Source organism: Klebsiella sp. JB_Kp042 (genome assembly GCF_040065275.1).
In the GTDB taxonomy this organism is placed as follows: Bacteria; Pseudomonadota; Gammaproteobacteria; order Enterobacterales; family Enterobacteriaceae; genus Klebsiella; species Klebsiella quasipneumoniae.
In genome coordinates, this window is record NZ_JBEAJL010000013.1 from 33,979 (window position 1) to 55,565 (window position 21,587).

18 protein-coding genes and 4 tRNA genes are annotated in these 21,587 nt (G+C 58.4%); 5 read left to right on the forward strand and 17 right to left on the reverse strand.

The annotated features are described in order from the left end of the window. Nucleotides 1-250: 250 nt before the first annotated feature. From uvrD to ABLV54_RS03620, 6 genes are all read right to left on the reverse strand, one after another. Nucleotides 251-2,413 carry a DNA helicase II gene (uvrD, locus tag ABLV54_RS03595; protein WP_004886784.1) on the reverse strand — a complete coding sequence of 721 codons (2,163 nt, stop codon included), beginning with the start codon at nucleotides 2,411-2,413 and terminating at the stop codon, nucleotides 251-253. A gap of 63 nt (nucleotides 2,414-2,476) precedes the next feature. Next, the gene (yigB, locus tag ABLV54_RS03600; RefSeq protein ID WP_023291569.1) at nucleotides 2,477-3,193 is read right to left on the reverse strand and encodes a 5-amino-6-(5-phospho-D-ribitylamino)uracil phosphatase YigB; all 717 of its coding nucleotides are present in this window, start codon (nucleotides 3,191-3,193) and stop codon (nucleotides 2,477-2,479) included. Further along, nucleotides 3,193-4,095: a tyrosine recombinase XerC gene (gene xerC, locus ABLV54_RS03605; RefSeq protein ID WP_044521758.1), complete on the reverse strand. Its 903-nt coding sequence runs from the start codon at nucleotides 4,093-4,095 to the stop codon at nucleotides 3,193-3,195. The genes yigB and xerC overlap by 1 nt, the downstream gene beginning before the upstream one ends. Further along, a complete protein-coding gene (locus ABLV54_RS03610) occupies nucleotides 4,092-4,799 on the reverse strand; it encodes a DUF484 domain-containing protein (protein ID WP_044521756.1) in 708 nt (235 codons plus the stop codon). Before ABLV54_RS03610 ends, xerC begins: the two co-directional genes overlap by 4 nt. Beyond that, on the reverse strand, nucleotides 4,796-5,620 hold the full coding sequence (gene dapF / locus ABLV54_RS03615) for a diaminopimelate epimerase (RefSeq protein WP_002883394.1): 825 nt from the start codon (nucleotides 5,618-5,620) through the stop codon (nucleotides 4,796-4,798). The genes ABLV54_RS03610 and dapF overlap by 4 nt, the downstream gene beginning before the upstream one ends. 35 nt (nucleotides 5,621-5,655) lie before the next feature. Then, complete coding sequence (locus ABLV54_RS03620) at nucleotides 5,656-5,859, reverse strand: lipoprotein (RefSeq protein WP_004886794.1); 204 nt, start codon at nucleotides 5,857-5,859, stop codon at nucleotides 5,656-5,658. A gap of 138 nt (nucleotides 5,860-5,997) precedes the next feature. Between ABLV54_RS03620 and cyaY the strand changes: the two genes are divergently transcribed. Continuing rightward, nucleotides 5,998-6,318 (forward strand): iron donor protein CyaY, encoded by a 321-nt coding sequence (cyaY, locus tag ABLV54_RS03625; RefSeq protein ID WP_023291566.1) that lies wholly within the window; start codon nucleotides 5,998-6,000, stop codon nucleotides 6,316-6,318. A 133-nt stretch (nucleotides 6,319-6,451) separates the two neighbouring features. Here cyaY and cyaA read toward each other — a convergent pair whose 3' ends face one another. Further along, the gene (gene cyaA / locus ABLV54_RS03630; protein ID WP_002883383.1) at nucleotides 6,452-9,004 is read right to left on the reverse strand and encodes a class I adenylate cyclase; all 2,553 of its coding nucleotides are present in this window, start codon (nucleotides 9,002-9,004) and stop codon (nucleotides 6,452-6,454) included. Nucleotides 9,005-9,361: 357 nt separating this feature from the next. On the opposite strand from cyaA, the gene hemC reads away from it, so the two are divergent. From hemC to hemY, 4 genes are read left to right on the forward strand one after another with little or no spacing between them, the layout of a single operon-like run. After that, a complete protein-coding gene (gene hemC / locus ABLV54_RS03635; protein WP_032454513.1) occupies nucleotides 9,362-10,303 on the forward strand; it encodes a hydroxymethylbilane synthase in 942 nt (313 codons plus the stop codon). Beyond that, nucleotides 10,300-11,040: a uroporphyrinogen-III synthase gene (hemD, locus tag ABLV54_RS03640; protein ID WP_023291564.1), complete on the forward strand. Its 741-nt coding sequence runs from the start codon at nucleotides 10,300-10,302 to the stop codon at nucleotides 11,038-11,040. The genes hemC and hemD overlap by 4 nt, the downstream gene beginning before the upstream one ends. 21 nt (nucleotides 11,041-11,061) lie before the next feature. Next, nucleotides 11,062-12,243 carry a uroporphyrinogen-III C-methyltransferase gene (gene hemX, locus ABLV54_RS03645; RefSeq protein ID WP_023291563.1) on the forward strand — a complete coding sequence of 394 codons (1,182 nt, stop codon included), beginning with the start codon at nucleotides 11,062-11,064 and terminating at the stop codon, nucleotides 12,241-12,243. A gap of 3 nt (nucleotides 12,244-12,246) precedes the next feature. Next, complete coding sequence (hemY, locus tag ABLV54_RS03650) at nucleotides 12,247-13,443, forward strand: protoheme IX biogenesis protein HemY (protein ID WP_023291562.1); 1,197 nt, start codon at nucleotides 12,247-12,249, stop codon at nucleotides 13,441-13,443. A gap of 462 nt (nucleotides 13,444-13,905) precedes the next feature. Here the strand turns inward: hemY and ABLV54_RS03655 are convergent. From ABLV54_RS03655 to rffA, 10 genes are all read right to left on the reverse strand, one after another. After that, nucleotides 13,906-13,982: transfer RNA gene (locus ABLV54_RS03655), tRNA-Pro, on the reverse strand. A 42-nt stretch (nucleotides 13,983-14,024) separates the two neighbouring features. Further along, nucleotides 14,025-14,111: transfer RNA gene (locus tag ABLV54_RS03660), tRNA-Leu, on the reverse strand. 23 nt (nucleotides 14,112-14,134) lie between these two features. Next, nucleotides 14,135-14,210 (reverse strand) — tRNA-His (locus ABLV54_RS03665). Between the two features lie 55 nt (nucleotides 14,211-14,265). Next, nucleotides 14,266-14,342 (reverse strand) — tRNA-Arg (locus ABLV54_RS03670). Nucleotides 14,343-14,444: 102 nt separating this feature from the next. Beyond that, a complete protein-coding gene (locus ABLV54_RS03675; RefSeq protein WP_032454511.1) occupies nucleotides 14,445-15,830 on the reverse strand; it encodes an amino acid permease in 1,386 nt (461 codons plus the stop codon). A gap of 206 nt (nucleotides 15,831-16,036) precedes the next feature. Then, nucleotides 16,037-16,777, reverse strand: coding sequence for a lipopolysaccharide N-acetylmannosaminouronosyltransferase (gene wecG, locus ABLV54_RS03680; RefSeq protein ID WP_023291561.1), 741 nt, complete (start codon nucleotides 16,775-16,777; stop codon nucleotides 16,037-16,039). A gap of 11 nt (nucleotides 16,778-16,788) precedes the next feature. After that, on the reverse strand, nucleotides 16,789-18,135 hold the full coding sequence (wzyE, locus tag ABLV54_RS03685; protein ID WP_032454510.1) for an ECA oligosaccharide polymerase: 1,347 nt from the start codon (nucleotides 18,133-18,135) through the stop codon (nucleotides 16,789-16,791). Continuing rightward, the gene (locus ABLV54_RS03690) at nucleotides 18,132-19,208 is read right to left on the reverse strand and encodes a TDP-N-acetylfucosamine:lipid II N-acetylfucosaminyltransferase (protein WP_050534272.1); all 1,077 of its coding nucleotides are present in this window, start codon (nucleotides 19,206-19,208) and stop codon (nucleotides 18,132-18,134) included. The genes wzyE and ABLV54_RS03690 overlap by 4 nt, the downstream gene beginning before the upstream one ends. Continuing rightward, nucleotides 19,205-20,455: a lipid III flippase WzxE gene (wzxE, locus tag ABLV54_RS03695; protein WP_050534271.1), complete on the reverse strand. Its 1,251-nt coding sequence runs from the start codon at nucleotides 20,453-20,455 to the stop codon at nucleotides 19,205-19,207. Before wzxE ends, ABLV54_RS03690 begins: the two co-directional genes overlap by 4 nt. 1 nt (nucleotide 20,456) lies before the next feature. Further along, a complete protein-coding gene (gene rffA / locus ABLV54_RS03700; protein ID WP_050534270.1) occupies nucleotides 20,457-21,587 on the reverse strand; it encodes a dTDP-4-amino-4,6-dideoxygalactose transaminase in 1,131 nt (376 codons plus the stop codon).

Here is a 21,587-nt window from a genome sequence, read left to right on the forward strand (position 1 = left end):
CAGGTCGCTGACAACCGCTAAGGCTATCAGCATAAGAGGATAGCCTTAGGAGTTGTTCCTGAATGACAGGAAGTTGAGCCAGCATCTACTGGGTGTGTCCAAGGCGAATGTCCTCTTAGCGTAATCGTGCGCGCATGTTACGCCAGCGCAAAATCGGCGTCAACACGCAACGGAACGCGAAAGCGCAAATCAGGCGCCTTAACGTATAAAGGTAGCAGAATATTACAAAATAATGATATTTTTCTTAAAGTTACACTTCCTCGAGCCGGGCGTAAGCCGCTACCAGCCATTTGATCCCCTGACCCTGAAAAGCCACCTGCAGCCGGCTGTGCTCGCCGCTGCCTTCGAGGTTGACGATGGTGCCTTCGCCAAACTTCGGATGTCGTACGCGCTGGCCTAATTTGTAGCCGGTATCGCTCTCGGCAATCGGCGCGCCCAGTCGCTGATGGTTTACCGGGCGGCTTACCGTGGCCCGCAGACGCACCTCTTCTACGCACTCCTGCGGCAGTTCTCCAATAAAGCGCGACGGGCGATGGTAAACCTCTTTGCCGTACAGACGGCGGGTTTCCGCGTAGGTCAGCGTCAGCTTCTGCATGGCGCGCGTCACGCCAACGTAGGCCAGACGACGCTCTTCTTCCAGGCGGCCGCCTTCATCAAGGGCCATCTGGCTCGGGAACATCCCCTCTTCGACGCCGACGATGAACACCTGCGGGAACTCCAGCCCTTTCGCCGAGTGCAGGGTCATCAGCTGAACCGCGTCCTGCCAGGTGTCCGCCTGCCCTTCGCCCGCTTCCAGCGCGGCGTGGGAGAGGAACGCCTGCAGCGGCATCAGATCTTCATCTTCTTCGTTGTAGCTGAACTGGCGCGTCGCCGTCACCAGCTCCTCTAAGTTTTCAATACGGGTCTGGCCCTTCTCGCCTTTCTCCTGCTCGTACATCGCGCGCAGCCCGGAGTCTTTAATCACCCGATCGGTCTGGACGTGCAGCGGCATATCGGTGGTCTCCTGCGCCAGCGCGTCAATCAGCTCCATAAAGCGCTGCAAGGCGCTGGCGGCGCGACCGGCCAGCGCTTTATCTTTCAGCAGCTCGCGGCTGGCCTGCCACAGCGTCAGCTGACGATCGCGCGACGTCTGGCGCACCACGTCCAGCGTGCGGTCGCCGATGCCGCGGGTCGGCGTATTGACTACGCGCTCAAACGCCGCATCGTCGTTACGGTTGGCGATCAGACGCAGGTACGAGAGCGCATCTTTGATTTCCTGGCGCTCGAAGAAGCGCATGCCGCCATAGATGCGGTACGGCATGCTGGCCTGCAGAAGCGCCTCTTCCAGCACGCGCGACTGGGCGTTGCTGCGATAGAGGATGGCGCACTGCTCCAGCGCCCCGCCGTTCTCCTGCCAGGTTTTTATCCGGTTCACCACGAAGCGTGCTTCGTCGAGATCGTTGAAAGCGCAGTACAGCGAGATCGGCTCGCCGTCGGCGCCGTCGGTCCAAAGCTTCTTGCCCAGGCGACCGTTGTTGTTTTCAATCAGGGCGTTGGCGGCGCTGAGGATGTTGCTGGTCGAGCGATAGTTCTGCTCAAGGCGGATGGTTTCCGCACCGGGAAAATCGTTAAGGAAGCGCTGAATATTCTCGACCTGCGCGCCGCGCCAGCCGTAAATCGACTGATCGTCATCGCCGACGATCATCACCTTGCCGGTATCGCCCGCCAGCAGGCGGATCCAGGCGTATTGAATGTTGTTGGTATCCTGGAATTCGTCGACGAGGATGTTGGTGAAACGCTCGCGGTAGTGCTGGAGGATATGCGGCTTATTCAGCCACAGCTCGTGGGCGCGCAGCAGCAGTTCGGCGAAGTCCACCAGCCCGGCGCGATCGCAGGCTTCCTGATAGGCCTGATAGACCTTCTGCCAGGTCTGCTCGACCGGGTTGCCGTAGCTCTGAATATGATGCGGACGCAGCCCTTCATCTTTCTGGCTGTTGATGTACCACATCGCCTGACGCGGCGGCCACTGCTTCTCATCGAGGTTCATCGCCTTAATCAGACGCTTCAGCAGGCGCAACTGGTCTTCGCTATCAAGGATTTGGAAATCCTGCGGCAGGTTAGCGTCCAGATGGTGCGCGCGCAGCAGGCGGTGGGCCAGGCCGTGGAAGGTGCCCACCCACATACCGCCCTGGGTGGTGCCCATCAGCTGACCGATACGATGGCGCATCTCTGCCGCCGCTTTGTTGGTAAAGGTCACCGCCATAATAGAATACGGCGAGCAGTTCTCCACGCTCAGCAGCCAGGCGATACGGTGCACCAGAACGCGCGTCTTACCACTGCCCGCCCCTGCCAGCACCAGCATGTTGGTGCGCGAGGCCGCTACGGCTTCACGCTGTTTGTCATTGAGGCTGTCGAGCAGGTAAGAAACGTCCATTAGCACCGCCGGAAGAGAAGGGGTTCCACGAACCCCTGTTAATATATACAGAGTGACTGGTGATTATATCAGCGAGGTCAGAGATGCCAACCGTGAAATTTCAATATGCGGCAGCAGGCGGCTGTCCGCGGTGTGCATCAGGTCCGCGCCTTGCGGTTTGATCCAGCATGCCTGCATGCCACAGCGCAGCGATCCGGCGACGTCAGTGGTCAGGTCATCGCCGACGTGCAGAATATGCCCGAGCGGTAAGTTCAGGCGCTCCGCCGCCAGATGGTACATGTCGGCAAACGGCTTGGAGCGGCCATCCGGCCCGGCGCGCAGCACAAAGCGGAAATAGTCGCTCAGGCCGAACAGCTCTGGTCGGGCGTTGCCGTTGGTAATCGCCACCAGCGGCCACTTCTCCGCCAGCTTCGCCAGCGTATCGTGGGTCTCCTGCGGGACATCGACGCGGCTGCGCCAGTGGGCGAAGTGTTCCATCGCCGCATCGGCCCCCGCTTTCGCCGCGTCGGCGGAGAGGCCAGCGTTACGCATGCCTAACTCCAGCGCACGGTGGCGCCAGACGGTCACGTCGTGATAGATCTCAGGCTCGGATGCCAGCAGCGTCTGGCGCAACTGATTAAGCTCATGGGCGTCGAACTGGCTGAGCGACGGATGGTAGCTGCGCACAAAAGCCAGCGACTCGTGCATCGTCCGGTCAATTACCGGGCGGTTATCATAAAGGGTATCGTCCAGGTCAAACGTCAGCGCGGAAATCTGGCCCAGAGGTCGGTAAAAACGCATTATTTCCCCCGTTTTGCGCGCGGATGCGCGGCATCGTACACCGAGGCAAGGTGTTGAAAGTCGAGATGGGTATAAATTTGGGTGGTGGAGAGGTTAGCATGACCCAACAGCTCCTGCACACCGCGCAGATCGCCGCTGGACTCCAGCATATGGGTGGCAAAGGAGTGGCGAAGCTTGTGCGGATGCACATGGCTGTTCAGCCCCTGCTTAATGCCCCACTCGGCGAACCGCTTCTGTACGTTGCGCGCCGAAATGCGCTTGCCCAGTTTCGACAAAAACAGCGCGTCGTCGTCGGTGCCGAACAGGCCGCGTAAATCCAGCCAGTGCTCAATCCACATCACGGCGTTGCGACCGATCGGCAAACGGCGCTCTTTGCTGCCTTTGCCCATCACCCAGACCTCGCCGCTTTCGAGATCGAGATGTTTGATATCAAGGTTGACCAGCTCGGACAAACGCAGCCCCGCGCCGTACATCACCTCCAGCATCGCCCGGTCGCGCACCGCCAGCGGATCGTTGAGATCGATATCCAGCAGCCGATTGACGTCATCGACATCGATATTTTTCGGCAGGTGACGGGGAATTTTCGGCGCGGCGATCCCTTTCGCCGGGTTGGCGCTGAGCTCGCCCTGGCCGACCAGCCAGTCGAAGAAACTGCGCAGCGCCGACAGGCGAAGCGCCAGGCTCGCCGGGCCTAACCCCGCGCGGCGACTGCGCACCGCAAAGCTTCGCACCTGAGCGGCATCGCACTGCGACCAGCTTTTCAGACCCGCCTCATCCGCCAGGGCGATCAACGCGTCCAGCTGTCGCTGGTAATTCAGTAACGTGATCGGGCTGAGCTGGCGTTCAACGCCCAGGTGGCGCAGAAAGCGGGAGACGGCGGAGAAGAGAGGAGAATCGGTCATGCGCGTTCAATCCAGCGCTCCAGCAGGCCGGGCAGCATCTGGGCAATCTCCTGCAGCAGCTGCGTCCCCTGTCCTGGCTGATAATGCTGCGCATCGCGGCTGCTAAAGAGCATCACGCCGGGGGCATTATCGCCGCCCAGCAGCGACATCGCCACTGACCCAATGGCTTTCGCCTCCGGCAGCACCACCAGCAGCTCCGGACCGTTGAGCGGCCCAAGGTAGTGGCGCGCCTGGCCCAGACGTTGAATACGGATCGGCTCAAACGCCTGCCGGCTTAACGCCAGATGGGTAAACTTCGAAGGCGCGCCGAGGCGCCAGCTGTCAGGGAACAGGCGCACCGTGGCGCCCGCCAGCCCCAGCTCGCGCGCCCAGCGGTGAAGGCGGTTGAGCATATCGTCGAGGCTCTCCGCCGCCGCCAGCCGCGTTTGCAGCTGCAGCAGGCGCTGGAACAGGCTTTCATTGGCGACCGCCTGCTCCATCAGCAGCGACATATTCTCTTCCAGCACATGAATATGGTTACGCGCCCGCATCATATGCCACTCCACCAGCGAAATCGTACCGCGTACCGGATGCGGGACGCGGAGGTGTTCGACCTGGGCGGCATTACGAATAAAAAATTCAGGATGTTGCAACAGATAGTCCACCACGGCGCGATCGTTCAATGCGCTGGCGACCTCCTGTTGTTCTTCCCCGATTGGTTTCATAAATGAATAAATCCATCATAGACATGGGCCGCCGGGCCGGTCATAAACAGCGGCTGGCCCGGGCCTTTCCAGGCGATATCAAGACGACCGCCGGGTAATTCCACACGTACCGTTTCAGCGAGCAGCCCCTGCTGGATCCCCACCGCCACCGCGGCGCAGGCGCCGCTGCCGCAGGCCTGAGTTTCCCCGGCGCCGCGTTCGTAGACGCGCAGACGGATATGGGACCGGCCAACCACCTGCATAAAGCCGATATTGGCGCGCTCCGGAAAACGCTCATGGCTTTCCATTACCGGGCCGAGGGTTTCCACCGCCGCCGTATCCACATCATCCACCTGGATAACGCAGTGCGGGTTCCCCATGGATACCACGCCGCACAATACTGTCTGCTCGGCGGCACGCATGATATAGGTCTTTTCCGCTTTGTTGGCGCGGAACGGCACCTGGGAGGGCTCGAAGTTGGGCTCGCCCATGTTCACCCGCACCAGATCGTCTTCCGTTACGCTTAATACCATACGGCCGTTGGCCGTACTCACGCGGATGTCACGTTTATTGGTCAGGCCTTTCAGCCGGACGAAGCGTGCGAAACAGCGCGCACCGTTGCCGCACTGCGACACTTCGCTGCCGTCGGCATTAAAGATCCGGTAATGGAAATCCAGATCCGGATCGTAGGGCGGCTCCACCACTAACAGCTGATCGAACCCGACGCCAAGGTGGCGATCCGCCAGGCGGCGAATCAGCTCCGGCGAGAAAAAAACATTCTGCGTTACCGCGTCAACGACCATAAAATCGTTGCCAAGGCCATGCATTTTAGAGAACTGCATCATCTACTCCAGTTGCGCGGAACAGAACGTTATCGTTAGTAATTGACCTGGCTCGGACCACCGGTATCGCCACGATCGTTACGATCCGGCGTTGAGCTCTGAATGCCCGGGTTAACCGGTTTGGTCGGCGGCGGCGCAGTTTTGTCAGCCGGCGGGAAATAGAGAGGCCCTTTCAAACCGCAGCCGGTCAGGCTGAAGATCGCAAACAAAACGGCAAGCGTAGGAAAAACGTTTTTCATTGATAGTTGCCCGTGATTCATTCTTTCTGCTTTCTATCATCGCAGGAGAAGGCGTAAAAGCAAGCCTTTAGCATCTGACTGCGCGCGCTTTTGTTTCGCGCTATACTGCCGCCAATCTCAAAAATGCGGGACAGAATCATGAATGACAGTGAATTTCATCGCCTTGCCGACAGCCTGTGGATGACCATCGAAGAACGCCTGGACGACTGGGACGGCGATAGCGACATCGACTGCGAAATCAACGGCGGCGTGCTGACCATCAGCTTTGAAAACGGCAGCAAAATCATTATTAACCGTCAGGAGCCGCTGCACCAGGTATGGCTGGCCGCCAAACAGGGCGGCTACCATTTCGATCTCAAAGGCGACGAGTGGATCTGCGATCGCAGCGGCGAGACCTTCTGGGATCTGCTGGAGCAGGCGGCAAGTCAGCAGGCCGGTGAGACGGTGAGATTCCGTTAATGACGTGTTTCCCGGATGGCGGCGCATCGCGCCTTATCCGGGCTACCCGACGTCTTAGAACCGTAGCCCTGCTAAGCGCAGCGCAAGCAGGGAATATCTCCGGATAGCGGCTCACGACTTATCCGGGCCAAATCTACGAGTAGCGCTGCTGCAGCACCGGCGAGGCGGTAACGTCCTGGCTGGTAGGTATCGCGGCGGCAATCGCCTGAGTGCGGAAAGGGATCACCTGGGTGCGCCCATCCACCTCGACAATCTGATAGAACTGCGGCAGGTTGAAGTTGATAAAGCTGGAGCCGTAGGTAAAACGATCGTGCGATGACGAATAGAAGCGGCTGACGTCGCGCACCAGCTCCTCTTTGCTGCCCTCGCAGTGGTGATACACCTCAGCGCGGTTGCTCTCATCGAGAATATAGATGTTAAAGCCGCTGTCGTTGTTATCCGCGTCTTCAAAGAAGAACTGAATAATCCCTTCGCTGGCGAAGCCGTCCACAACCGCCGGCAGCTTAACGTGATTGGTTTCCACCTGCACCGACAGGCCGTGGAGCTTGTTGTGCGAGATAGCGCCGTAGAATTCAATGGCGTTTTCCAGCTTCTGCACCGAAACATTGAGACGCTCGAAGAACAGCCCCCAGGTCTGGCCGGAGACGCGCAGCGCTTTAAAGCGCCCGGTATCCTGGCGGGTACTGGAGAGACGCAGTTCGATGCACTCGGAGATCATCTGCTGTACGCGGGTACGGATCAGGCCGCGCAGATGTTGGCTATAGCAGAACACCTCCACGCTGTCCGGCGGCGCGGCGTCCTGATGCATTTTACCGAGGATCGTTTTCAGCGCTTCGATCATCGCCTGCTCGCCGTTGAAATGCAGGGTACGCACTTCGTTCCACGAGTTGCGATACAGCAGGTCGACGCTGCCGATCAGGCATTTTTGCTCTTCGCCGAAGCTGAAAACATCAAGCTTACGGAAATCAAAGTGCACCACCTGATTGCGGAAGGCCGCCGTCGGGTCATATTCGAGGTTGACGATAATCGCCAGGTGGCGAATTTCGCATGGGCTGTATAGCGCTTTTGGCGTCGGCGCCGGCAGGCGCAGCGGGAAGTGGTGCGACACGTCGGCCACCATCTCCTGCAGCTTCGCCAGATCGACGATGCCGTTGCCCTTAATAAACAGGCGGGTGCGTGAGGTCAGCAGGCCGTTAAACCAGGCCCAGGCCACCAGCTTATTAAGATAACGGTTATATTCCAGCGGCTGATGGCTGATGATCGATTCCATATCCGGCGCGCGGTTGTACAGATACCAACCGGTACGGTTGGCGCGACCCGGCGGCACGTGGATAAAGGTCAGATTCGGTTCCGACAGGTCCGGCGAAATTTGCGGGTTCACCAGCGTCACTTTGCCCGGCAGCGCTTCAAAAGCCGCATACAGCTTACGCGTCAGCACGCCAATATCCTGCGGACTGGCGGAGACGCTGAGGTTATTGCGCCGCGCGAAGCGGATCAGATTACGATAGCTCTGCATCATCGCATCGAGCAGTTCGTTGTGCGCCTTGCGCACTTCATCAATTTTCCAGTTCGCGCGGTTGTCGAGCATCATCAGACGCTTTTCATCCCAGCCCCACGCGTTGACCAGCTGGCTGACGACTTCGCGACGCCAGCCAACGCAGGCGCGTTCGCGGCTGAGTTTTTCACACACTTTCAGATAGAAGCAGCGGCGCACCAGGTCGAGACGGGTTTCATCTTCGATGGCCTGCAGGTAGGTGGTGACGCGCTCCAGCATCATGCAGTACGGGTCGAGGCCGAAGGAGACGATCTCGCCATCGTGCAAACGCTGTTTGATATCTTTCGCTAACAGGCGGTTATTGGGGTATTCCCAGGAGTAGGCTTCCAGCAGCAGCGTTTTCAGCACCGCTTTATAGGGGGAGTCGATACTTTTATACAGCTGCCACAGGCTGGCGCCGAAGTACTCTTCCGCCGACAGCGAACTGAGGCCGCCGAGATCGAGCCATTCGTTAGGCGTCAGCACGCCCTGGGCATACAGCCCCATCACGTAATCATCGTAATGCTCTTCTTCATCGCACGGCACCATATTCCACAGAATACGCTTGCCGGCGAGGCGCACCGCGGTGCGGTAGAACTCATCAAGCAACAGGATATGCTGGGTCGAACCGCAGTCTTCGCCGCCGAGGCTACCGCTTTCGTTATGACGGAAACGGTTTTCGTCGATCAGGAAGAAGCTGACTTCCACGCCGAGCGAGGCAGCCCAGCTCTCAAGCAGGCTGCATTTTCGCTGCAGCAGCTGACGCTCTTCGCTATCCAGCCAGGCCTGGTGACATACCCAGATATCAAGATCGGAAGAGCAGCTCTGGCCGACGGAGGAAGTACTGCCCATCGAGTAGACGCCGGTGATCGGCAGCTCGCCTTTCGGCGGCTCCTGAGTCTGCATACCGCGATGCAGTTCCAGTTCTTCAAGATAGTGGCGTTGGGTTTCATCAGGCGTGTAGAGGCAAATGCCACGGGGAACGTTACCGTCAAGGTAACCCGGCATCAGCGGGTGATGATAATGTAATAACGTTGGCAGTAGACTGTAAACCTGCTGGAAAGCGGGTCCCATGGCAGCAAGCGCGCGATCCACGCGCAATTGGTTGATGGCATCCAGTCTCTGTTTCAGTGTCTCAATATAGAGGTACAAGACATATCGCCTGATGTTCAAAAACCCGAGGTACAATAGTACGGAGGATTTCAGTATTTCAACAAAAACCGTCACCATTCGTCGTCGGTGTGGTTGTGAAGAGCAGCGGACAGACAAATGGTTTAAAACGTGATCAATTTAACACCTTGCTCATTGACCGTAAAGAAAGATGCGCTACATACAAGTGTAGCACCGTTTATTACCTGTAAATTCCTCACTACGCCTCCGGCAACCGCCACGCGCATGAAAGGTTAAAAAAGAGTGGGCCGGAGCTATCTCCCACATAAACCGTGAAAACTAACATCCGTAAGACAACAATGTTAGGATGGTTAGTGGTCGACAATGACGGTAACAAGCATGTTAGACAAAGTTTTGAAAATTGCCACACGGCAAAGCCCGCTTGCGCTATGGCAGGCGCAATATGTTAAAGCGCGCCTGGAACAAGCGCATCCCGGACTGAAGGTCGAGCTGGTGCCGATGGTCACTCGCGGGGATGTCATCCTTGATACTCCCCTGGCAAAGGTGGGTGGCAAGGGCTTATTTGTGAAAGAGTTAGAGCTTGCCATGCTCGAAGGGCGCGCCGATATCGCCGTTCATTCGATGAAAGATGTGCCGGTGGAATTCCCGGAGGGGCTGGGGCTGGTGACAATCTGCGAGCGCGACGATCCGCGCGACGCGTTTGTCTCCAATCGCTATGCCTCGATTGATGAACTCCCGGCCGGCAGCGTCGTTGGCACGTCAAGTTTACGCCGTCAGTGCCAGCTGGCCGCCACCCGTCCGGATCTGGTGATCCGCTCTCTGCGCGGTAATGTCGGTACCCGACTGAGTAAGCTGGATAACGGCGAGTATGACGCCATCATCCTCGCCGCCGCCGGCCTGAAGCGCCTGCAGCTCGAGGCGCGAATTCGCCAGCCGCTGTCGCCTGAGCAATCTCTGCCGGCGGTCGGCCAGGGCGCGGTGGGCATCGAATGCCGTCTCGACGATGCATGGACCCAGGGGCTGTTAGCGCCTCTCAACCATACGGAAACGGCAGTGCGCGTGCGCGCCGAGCGGGCGATGAACACGCGTCTCGAAGGCGGCTGTCAGGTGCCGATTGGTAGCTATGCGGAACTGAAAGACGGTGAACTGTGGCTGCGGGCGCTGGTTGGCGCCCCGGATGGTTCGCAGATGGTACGCGGCGAACGGCGCGGGCCAGCAGAGCAGGCCGAAGCGCTTGGCATCTCGCTGGCGGAAGAGCTCCTGGATAACGGCGCCCGCGATATTCTCGCGGCAGTTTATGATGGAGAAGCCCCACGATGAGCATCCTGGTCACTCGTCCACTACCGCAAGGAGAAGCGCTGGTCAGCCGTCTGCGGGCCATGGGACGCGTGGCCTGGAGCTTTCCGCTGATAGAATTTACGCCCGGTCGGGAGCTTCCCGCGCTGGGCGACGCGCTTGCCCGCCTGGGGCCTGACGATCTGCTGTTCGCGCTGTCCCAGCATGCGGTGGAGTTCGCCCATGCCCGTCTGCAGCAACAGGGTATGCCCTGGCCCACTTCCCCGCGTTATTTTGCCATTGGCCGCACGACGGCGCTGGCCCTGCATACTGTCAGCGGGCAGCACATCCATTACCCGTTAGATCGGGAAATTAGCGAAGTCTTGCTACAATTACCTGAATTACAAAACATTGCCGGGAAGAATGCGCTGATCTTACGCGGCAATGGTGGGCGGGAACTCTTAGGCGCGACGCTGACCGAGCGCGGCGCCAGGGTCACATTTTGTGAATGTTATCAACGTAGTGCAAAGCATTACGATGGCGCAGAAGAAGCGATGCGCTGGCAATCTCGCGGGGTCACCACGCTGGTGGTCACCAGCGGCGAGATGCTGCAGCAGCTATGGTCGTTAATACCGCAATGGTATCGCGAACGGTGGCTCCTGCACTGCCGCGTTGTCGTTGTCAGCGAACGTCTGGCCCTTCAGGCCCGGGAGCTGGGCTGGCAGGAGATTCAGGTTGCCGATAGCGCCGACAACGATGCGCTGCTACGCGCATTACAATAACTCTCAACATTGGAAGCCATAATGACGGAACAACAAAATCAATCCGCCGTGGTTGAAGAGACCAGGGAGGCCGTGGAGACCACACCACAGCCAGAGAACACTGATAAGAAGAAGGCTGGCAACAAAACCAGCCTGGCGCTCAGCGCGATCGCTATCGCCATTGCGATAGCCGCCGGTATCGGCCTGTATGGCCTGAACAAACAGCAGGCCTCGCGTCAAAACGAAACCACCTCTGAATTATCAAGCCAGGTCGCGGCGCTGCAAAAAGCGCAGGAAAGCCAAAAAAGCGAACTGGAAGGCATTATCAAACAGCAGGCCGAGCAGCTAAACGAAGCCAAACATCAGCAGGAGACGCTGGCCAAACAGCTGGACGAAGTCCAGCAAAAAGTGGCGGTCATTTCCGGTAGCGACGCCAAAACCTGGCTGCTGGCCCAGGCCGACTTCCTCGTCAAGCTGGCGGGACGTAAGCTGTGGAGCGATCAGGATGTCACCACCGCCGCCGCGCTGCTGAAAAGCGCCGACGCCAGCCTCGCCGACATGAATGACCCAAGCCTGATCGGCGCCCGCCGGGCGATCACCGACGATATCGCCACCCTCTCCGCGGTGAACCAGGTCGACTACGACGGCATGATCCTCAAGGTTAATCAGCTGGCGAACCAAATCGATAACCTGCGGCTGGCGGATAATAACGATGACGATTCGCCGATGGATTCTGATAGCGATGAGCTCTCCAGCTCCATCAGCGAATGGCGCGTCAATCTGCAGAAAAGCTGGCAGAATTTTATGGACAGTTTTATCACCGTGCGCCGCCGCGATGAAACGGCGGTCCCGCTGCTGGCGCCGAATCAGGATATCTATCTGCGGGAAAATATTCGCTCTCGCCTGCTGGTCGCCGCGCAGGCAGTGCCGCGCCATCAGGAAGAGACCTGGAAACAGTCGCTGGATAACGTCTCGACCTGGGTACGCGCCTATTACGATACCGATGACGCCACCACTAAAGCCTTCCTTGAAGAGGTGGATAAGCTCAGTCAGCAAAGCATTACCATGACGGTGCCGGAAACGCTGCAGAGCCAGGCGTTGCTGGAAAAACTGATGCAGACCCGGGTGCGTAATCTGATGGCGCAGCCTGCCGTTTCCGCAGGCGGCGCGCCCTCGCCTGCACCTGCAGCACCGGCCGCCCCCGCTGCGCCGCAAGGAGAGTAACGCATGCTGAAAATTCTTTTACTCTTCGCACTGTTGATCGCCGGGATCGTGCTTGGCCCGATGATCGCCGGGCATCAGGGCTACGTCCTGATCCAGACTGATAATTACAATATTGAGACCAGCGTGACCGGGCTGGTGATCATCCTGATCCTCGCCATGGTGGTGCTGTTCGCCATTGAATGGCTGCTGCGCCGTATTTTCCGCACCGGGGCGCATACGCGCGGCTGGTTTGTCGGCCGTAAACGCCGTCGCGCGCGTAAGCAAACCGAGCAGGCGCTGCTTAAGCTGGCGGAAGGTGATTACCAGCAGGTTGAGAAGCTGATGGCGAAAAACGCCGATCACGCCGAACAGCCGGTGGTGAACTATCTGCTGGCGGCGGAAGCGGCCCAGCAGCGCGGCGATGAAGCGCGGGCTAACCAGCATCTGGAGCGCGCCACCGACCTGGCGGGCGATGACCTGATCCCGGTGGAAATCACCCGCGTTCGCCTGCAGCTGGCGCGCAATGAAAATCACGCCGCGCGCCATGGCATCGATAAGCTACTGGAAATCACCCCGCGTCATCCGGAAGTGCTGCGCCTCGCCGAACAGGCTTATACCCGTACCGGCGCCTGGCAGTCGCTGCTGGATATCATTCCGTCGATGGCGAAAGCTAACGTCGGCGATGAAGAGCACCGCGCCGCGCTGGAACAGCTGGCATGGGTTGGCCTGATGGACAAAGCGCTGGCCGACGGCGGCAGCGAGGGGCTGCGCGAATGGTGGCGCAACCAGAGCCGTAAAACGCGGGCGCTGGTGCCGCTGCAGGTGGCGATGGCCGAGCGCCTCATCGAGAGCGACGATCACGATACCGCGCAGCAAATTATTATTGATGGTCTGAAGAAACAGTATGACGACCGTCTGGTGATGCCGATCCCGCGCCTGAAGACCAATAACCCGGAACAGCTGGAGAAAGTACTGCGCCAGCAGATCAAAGCCGTTGGCGATCGTCCGCTGCTGTGGAGCACCCTGGGCCAGTCGCTGATGCGGCACGGCGAATGGCAGGAGGCCAGCATCGCCTTCCGCGCCGCGCTTAAGCAGCGTCCGGATGCCTTTGATTACGCCTGGCTGGCGGATGCTCTGGATCGCCTCCATCAACCGGAGGAAGCGGCCACCATGCGCCGCGATGGTCTGCTGCTGACGTTGCAGAATAACCCTCAGCAATAACCTCACCTGGCTATCGCCTCCTGCGGGGCGATAGCCCTTCTCCCCCGCATTCCCGTTGACGCTCCCCCTGAAAGAAAAAAACGCCTGCGCTGAAATCAGGGCAGGCGTTAAAACAGGTCTGTTTGACAACAAATTGGGTGCTTCACTCAACGTAATGTCCATGGTGTTTGATGAGGCATAAATGCGACATCTGTCAGTGGACGATAAGCACCGTAAGAACGGCTCTGCATCATTCCGGAGTTTATGAGGCACAAAGGCGAACATAAGAGATGGAATGAGCATCTACCCGATTATTATCGCACAGGATCCAGGGAAATTGCATCTACCACAGTGATGAATTGAGAGTTTTCCTGACGCGTATTCTTAAGCAAAGAGAAGATTTTTTATCAGCAAGATCAGGGGAATAAGTCATGGCAGGAAGTCACAGAAAACAAAAAACCCCGCCGAAGCGGGGTTCAAAATTGGTCGGCGAGAGAGGATTCGAACCTCCGACCCACTGGTCCCAAACCAGTTGCGCTACCAAGCTGCGCTACTCGCCGAAATACTGCTTTTTGAATTTTTAGTTCAATTCGTTAAAGTCGTGGTGCGAGGGGGGGGACTTGAACCCCCACGTCCGTAAGAACACTAACACCTGAAGCTAGCGCGTCTACCAATTCCGCCACCTTCGCAAATTCACAACTCTATCAAATAATGGGGTGGCTAATGGGATTCGAACCCACGACAACTGGAATCACAATCCAGGGCTCTACCAACTGAGCTATAGCCACCACTGCAAACCTTTTACGCGGTATTAAAACCACCGCAGCTCCAGCACCGGGTTAATGGTGCGCCCGACAGGATTCGAACCTGAGACCTCTGCCTCCGGAGGGCAGCGCTCTATCCAGCTGAGCTACGGGCGCTTAGCGCCGTTGCGGGGTCGGATAATACGGACTTCCTCCCCCGCTGTCTAGTGCCTTTTAAAAGAAAATTATCGTTTGCTCATGCTTTGTTCGTTTTGGCGCTTATTCAGCCGTATTATTGACTTGCCCCTGCCTTCCAAGGCCAAACACCTTATAAATCAGGGTAACGGCAGCAAGGAAAATAATGCCGACAAAGAGCGACATCCGGGTTTCATCATTCAGCCCCATCCCGATCAGCACGCAGATCAGGAAAGCCATGGTGAAATAGTTGGCCCACGGAAACAGCAGCGAACGGAACGGATGGCTGGCTATCGCTGCCCGATGTACGCGACGGAAACGCAGCTGACTAATCAGGATCACAAACCAGGGCACCATCCCCGGCAGGACGCTGGCGCTATAGACATAGACAAACACCCGTTGCGGATTAGGAATGATGTAATTCAGGCAGGAGCCTACCAGCAGGATCAGAATAGACAGCGCCACGCCGACGGCCGGAACGCCGTTGCGCGATACCTTACCGATCGCCGCCGGCAGCTGACGGTTCTTCGCCAGGGCGTACAGCATACGTCCGCAGCTGTACATCCCGCTGTTGCAGCCGGAAAGCGCCGCCGTCAGCACCACAAAGTTGATAATCCCCGCCGCGGCGGTAATACCGATTTTGGCAAACGTCAGTACGAACGGGCTGCCGTTGGAGCCGATTTGATCCCATGGGAAGATGGTGACGATAACGAAAATCGCGCCGACGTAGAAAATCAGGATCCGCCACAGCACTTTGCCCACCGCGCTGCGCAGTGTGACCTGCGGATTTTTCGCTTCACCAGCGGTAATGCCGATGAGCTCCACGCCCTGATAGGACGCGACCACGATACACAGCGCCGTCAGGAAGCCCTTCCAGCCGCCGGCAAAGAAGCCGCCATGTTCGGTCAGGTTGCCAAAACCGATGGAGTGGCCGCCGTTGCCAAAGCCGAAGAAAATGACGCCCAGGCCCACGACGATCATCACGATAATGGTGGTCACTTTAATCATGGCGAACCAGAACTCGATTTCACCGTACAGCCGGACCGCCGCGAGGTTAGCCAGCGCCACCAGCCCCACGGCAATTAACGCCGGGATCCACTGCGCCATCTCCGGGAACCAGAACTGCACATAGACGCCGATGGCGGTAATCTCAGAGATGCCCACCGCCATCCACATAAACCAGTACGACCAGGCGGTCAGGTAGCCGAAGAAGGGGCTCATATAGCGATGCGCATACACTGCGAAGGAGCCGGTGACGGGCTCAAGGAACAGCATTTCGCCCATTGAGCGCATAATGAAAAAGACGAACAGGCCAGCGATAATGTACGCCAGCAGCACGGAAGGCCCAGCCCACTTCAGGGTACTGGCCGCCCCCATAAACAACCCCACGCCAATCGTCCCCCCAAGGGCGATCAGTTCAATATGCCGGGCCTCCAGTCCACGCTGGAGCTCCGCTTTTTTCTCAGTCATATATCCTCTTGTGTTTGCCGTATTCCGGGTACTCCCGGTTATTGTTATTAACTGAACTCATAGCCTTGCCGACGCGCAGGTCTCCCCCCGCGCGTATGAAGCCTGCGAATGGTTAATGAATTTTATGGAAATGGCAAATAAAGTATCAGGCGAGTAAAGACATTAAACAGAAAATGGACACAAACTCGCCAGAATGCAGAGGAATATTAGAGTTTATTGGTGTAATGCCAACGTAAATATCGTAGCAGCCGGGCCTGCCTTTTAATCCGGCTCGGCTGGGAAACCAGGCGGTAAAACCACTCCAGCCCCAGATCCTGCCAGAACTTCGGCGCCCGATGAACGTGCCCGGTGAAAACATCGTAAGTGCCGCCGACGCCCATATACAGCGCGTGCGGGTACAGGCGCCGACAGTCGCGCATAAAGATCTCCTGACGCGGGGACCCCATGGCGACGGTGACGATTTTCGCCCCGCTGTCGCGAATGCGTTCGAACAATGCCTGCCGTTGCTCAGGCGCAAAATAGCCGTCCTGGCTGCCGACGATATTCACCTGCCAGCGCTGGCGCAGGCTGGACGCCGTCTGCGCCAGGACTTCAGGTTTACCGCCGACTAAAAACACCGGAGTGCCTTCAGCGCCGGCGCGCTGCATTAACGCTTCCCAGAGATCGGCTCCCGCCACGCGAGACACCTGGGCCTGCGGATATTTTTTACGCAGCGAACGTACCACGCTGATGCCATCCGCATATTTAAACTCCGCCGCCTCAATCAGCGCCCGCACCTCGGGGTTATCCTCTACGGCCAGCATTTTCTCGGCATTAATCGCCACCAGCGTCCCCTCCCGGAGAACGCCGTCGGCATACAAATAATCCAGAGCGTGCTGCATATCGCGCCAGCCTATGAGCTGCAGCCCTCTTAACAGGTACAACGGCGCGGAAATGGTCCCAGTCATGTCCATCCTTCTCAGACTTGCGGTTGCGAAAGCGGTTTTACGCGCTTATGAATCAGTCCCACGCTATCCAGGAACCAGTACAGCAGTTTCGCCGCCAGCAAGCAGATACCAAAGATCACGAGGAAAAACACCACGCGGGAGCCGAACGAATCCAGCCCCTCGCGCGCCAGCACTATCATGTTGAAGATAGCGCCGAAACAGAAACTATGCAGGATTGCCGCTTTATAGCGATTGCTCTCCCGGTTGCCGAGCTCATACAGCCAGTCGAACCATTTAATAATCAACCCGACCGCCACAGCGCCCAGCGGCACAAACCAGACGCCGCCCATCACCACCAGCGAGCCAATCAGCGTCGGCGAAATCGCCAGCCCCGAATGGTTGTTTAACACTTCCCAGGTGAAGTAGTTGGCGGTATTGAGCACCATCGTCGGACGACCGTGCCACATCCAGCTGGGGATAAAGACGTAGAAGTCGCGGATCATCGGCGCCAGCCCCTGGAAATCGATCTTGTCATAGTTTTGCAGCAGCAGCGCCAGGTTCTCCCACGGCGAGAAGGTATCGCGTGTGAGATAGAGGAAGGTATAAAACGCTTCGTCGCCGCTGACGTTCATCCCGTAGCGCTTCAGCGCCAGCCAGAACATGCCGACGATGCCCAGCACGCCCGCCGCAGCCAGCATCCACAAGCTGATCCAGCCGCGAATAATGCCGATAAACAGGAAGATGGCAAAGGCGATGATGATATTGGCGCGAGTCCCGCCGACGATAGCGTAGGTCAGCAGACCAAAGGCCACGGTGCTGACGAGGAAGAAAATCCACGCCTTATAATCCTGGCGCAGGAAATAGACCACCAGCATCGCCGGAATAAAGAAGTAGAAGAAGCGTTTCAACGCCACGCCGGAGACTTCAGCAGAGAAAATCTGGCTGTAAGAGTTGAGCTTAAACAGCAGGAAACCGTTGTGGGCGAAGAAGATGCCGACGCACAGCAGCGCCAGCCCCATCAGTATGCCCCACGCCAGATGGGTTTCCACCCGGTTCATGGTAAACAGCGGCCGACGCGTAACCTCACGCGATGCCGGACGCAGCCGCGTTTTATAGGTCACGTAGTAAATCGCGTAGAAGCACACCGCAATCAGCAGCGTCTGCAGCAAAATCTCCGGCGGCGCCACGCTGACGTCAAAGCGGAACACCAGAATACTGGTCAGCGGGAAACCGAAGAAAAAGGTCAGCAGAAACAGCAACGAGAAAAAGACGTTGAAGTTGAAGCGTACCCGACGGAACTCAAACCAGGTGGCGGTGGCGATAAACAGCGTCGACAGCAGCCAGACCACCAGCAGCCCGCTAAATTGCATTAACGTCATGCCTGCCCCTCCGCCGCTAACCGTAGCGCTCGCTGCCAGCCCGTCAGATAGTTCGGCCGGAAGAAAGCGATACCCGACTTATCCACGCTCGCCAGCTGGCGCTGCGCTTCGCGAACCACGCTGACGTCCAGCGCATCGCTGGTGAACAGCACCGGCACATGCTGCTCGGTCATATCCTGCCAGAACGGGTTTTCGCGGTTGAGCACGCAGGGAATGCCCGCCTGAATCAACAGGCACAAGGTGCCGATCCCCTGCTGACGCGCAAACAGGAAATAGCCCAGATCGCAGCGGCGCAGCAGCGCCAGATAATCATGAAACTCAAGCTTCTCGCTGAGGATCTGCAGATGCTCGCGACTAAACAGCGCCGCCCCCGCCTCACGAACCTCATTGATATAGGCCTCGTTATTCGCCGGATAGCCCATCGGCACGATGACGTTTACCATATCGCCAAACTGCTGATGGATAGCCTTCAGCGCGGCAATATGTTCATTGCTGCGATCCCCGGAGTTGCCCACCAGAATGGTCAGCGTGTCGCCGCGCGGCGCGTTTTCGGCCAGGGTATTCAGCGCCGGATCCATACGGGTCGGGAAGTAGAGTAGTTCGCCCGGAACGCGCGGATGGCGGTTAGCGAACCAGCTAAGATCGCCGCGGGTGGCGAAAACGCGCCCCACCCGCCCCTGCGCCAGGCGGCGCAGCGGATAGAACAGGCGGAACTTCAGGCTGGTCGCGTTTTCATACAGATCCGCCCCCCAGATATGCCAGTTAAACTGCGATGGGCGGATACCGCCGCTCAACAGCGCCAGCCACAGGCCGGTATTGAACTGGCCGTGGAAGAAAAAGCGCTGCTGACGGTTGGCTTTGGCTTGCGCAATCACCGCCTGCGCCAGCGACTTCTTCCCCGGATAGCAGGTGATGTCCAGCGCCGGATACCCATCACGCACGCTGGCCTCATCACCGACGACCATAAATCTCCTGGCCTGCGGATCGGCGGCCAGTTCGTCGTTAAAGAACCGCAGTACGGTCTGGTTATGATGCGGGATATCCGATCCCAGTACATGTATCAGTGCTGTCATGCCCGTTTACGCCAGAGTAAAAACACGCCACTACAAAGGGCGAAATAAACAATATAAGTGGCCATATACGCCTGCGCCGCGCCAACCGCGCCGTGCGCCGGTATAAGCCAGTGTGAGAATGCGGTCAGCAGCGTGAACTGGCTGATTTCCGTCAGAATATAAAAACGCAGCGACGCTTTAGCGATCACCAGATAGCCATAGACGTAGGCGCCTACTTTTAAAACGTCGCCCACCAGCTGCCAGGCGAACAGGTCACGCATCGCGGTAAAGCGATCGGAAAACAGCAGCCAGATGGCAAAATCGCGCAGCAGCCAGACCGTCAGGCTCGCCGCCGCCACTGCCGGCAGGACGAATTTCAGCGACTTGACTATCTCGCGGGTGATATCCGTTTTGGCGCTCAGCCGCGACAGCGTCGGCAGGAGATAGACGCTGAACGAGGCGGTAATAAACTGCAGATAGGCATCGGAGATACTGCTCACCCCCTGCCAGATACCGACCGCCTCCCAGCCATAATGCGCCGCCAGCAGATTACGCATCATCACATAAGCCACCGGCAGGGTCACTGAGGTTATCAGCGCCATCAGGGTAAATTTCGATAGCTGTCCCGCCAGACCGTTATCCCAGCGCGGACGCAGGGCGCTCAGCGGAATATTACCCCGCCGCCAGAGCATGATGCCCGCCGGGATCACCACCAGCGCCGGCACTAACGCCAGCCCCAGCAGCGCCCCCTGGTAACCACCGAAGTAGTAACAGGCATAATAGGCCGCCACGCCAATCAGGCTGCCGGCAATCAGCGAGAAGGCGTTTCCCGCCGCATCGCGAAAGCCTTTCATCAGCGCCAGCAAGAAGTTCGCCCAGGCGATCCCCATCTGCACCAGCGCCACCAGCCGTACCAGATTTTGATAATGAGTATGACTGAACAGCCCCTGGCTTATCGGCGCCGCCGCCAGTAAAAACACCAGCGCCAGCAGCGTGGAAAAGCCAAGCACCATCGCCGACGAGGTGCCCACCACCTGCTTCAGGCGCGGGGGATCGTCGTGATGCTGAGCCACCAGCTTCGTGACGCCGTTAAATATCCCGGCCCCGGCCAGCACGCCGAGCACGGTGACCAGTTGCCGGAAGTTACCGGCCTGGCCAACGCCCGCGGGCCCAAACGAGACGGCCAGCAGCTTGACGACCAACAGCCCGGCGCCGATTTTGACCAGCGTCGAGGCCGCCGTCCACAATGAGGCTTTTGCTAACGACATATCAGGAGAAGTAGCTCAGCAGCGAGTTAATCACCGTCCGCTGGTTCACCACAGACAGATTGTAAAACAGCGGCAGGCGCACCAGGCGCTCGCTCTCCTGGGTGGTATAGCGGTCTTCACCGTGGAATTCGCCGAAGTGTTCGCCTGCCGGACAGCTGTGCAGGGGAATGTAATGGAATACCGCGAGGATCTCCGCCTCTTTCAGCCAGGCGATAAGCCTGCTGCGATCCTCGATATCGCGCAGCTTAATGTAGAACATGTGCGCGTTTTGCCCGCAGTCAGCCGGGACCGTCGGCAGTTCGATACGTCCCGCGCGGGCCAGCGGCAACAGCGCGTCATAGTAATTCTGCCACAGCGCCAGACGCTGCTGGTTGATGCGCTCCGCCGCTTCCAGCTGCGCCCACAGATAGGCGGCCTGCAGGTCGGACATCAGATAGCTGGAGCCAATGTCCCGCCAGGTATATTTATCCACCAGGCCACGAAAGAACTGGCTGCGGTTGGTGCCTTTTTCGCGAATGATCTCCGCACGTTCCACCAGCGTGCGATCGTTGATCAGCGTCGCCCCGCCCTCACCGCCGGCGGTGTAGTTTTTAGTTTCATGGAAGCTGAAGCAGCCGATATGGCCGATGGTGCCCAGCGCGCGCCCCTTGTAGGTGGACATCACCCCCTGCGCGGCGTCTTCCACCACGAACAGGTTGTACTTGTCGGCGATGGCCATGATGGTATCCATCTCGCAGGCTACGCCAGCATAGTGCACCGGGACGATCGCCCGGGTTTTATCGGTGATAGCGGCTTCGATTAACGTTTCATCGATATTCATCGTATCGCGACGGATATCGACAAAGACGATTTTCGCCCCGCGCAGCACAAAGGCATTGGCGGTGGAGACAAAGGTATAGCTGGGCATAATCACTTCGTCGCCCGACTGGATATCCAGCAGCAGCGCGGCCATCTCCAGCGAAGCCGTGCAGGAAGGGGTTAGCAGGGCTTTTGCCGTGCCAAAACGCTGCTCCATCCACTGCTGGCAGCGGCGCGTAAAGCCGCCGTCGCCGCACAGCTTGCCGCTGTTCATCGCAGACTGCATGTAATCAAGCTCGGTTCCAACCACCGGCGGCGCATTAAATGGGATCAT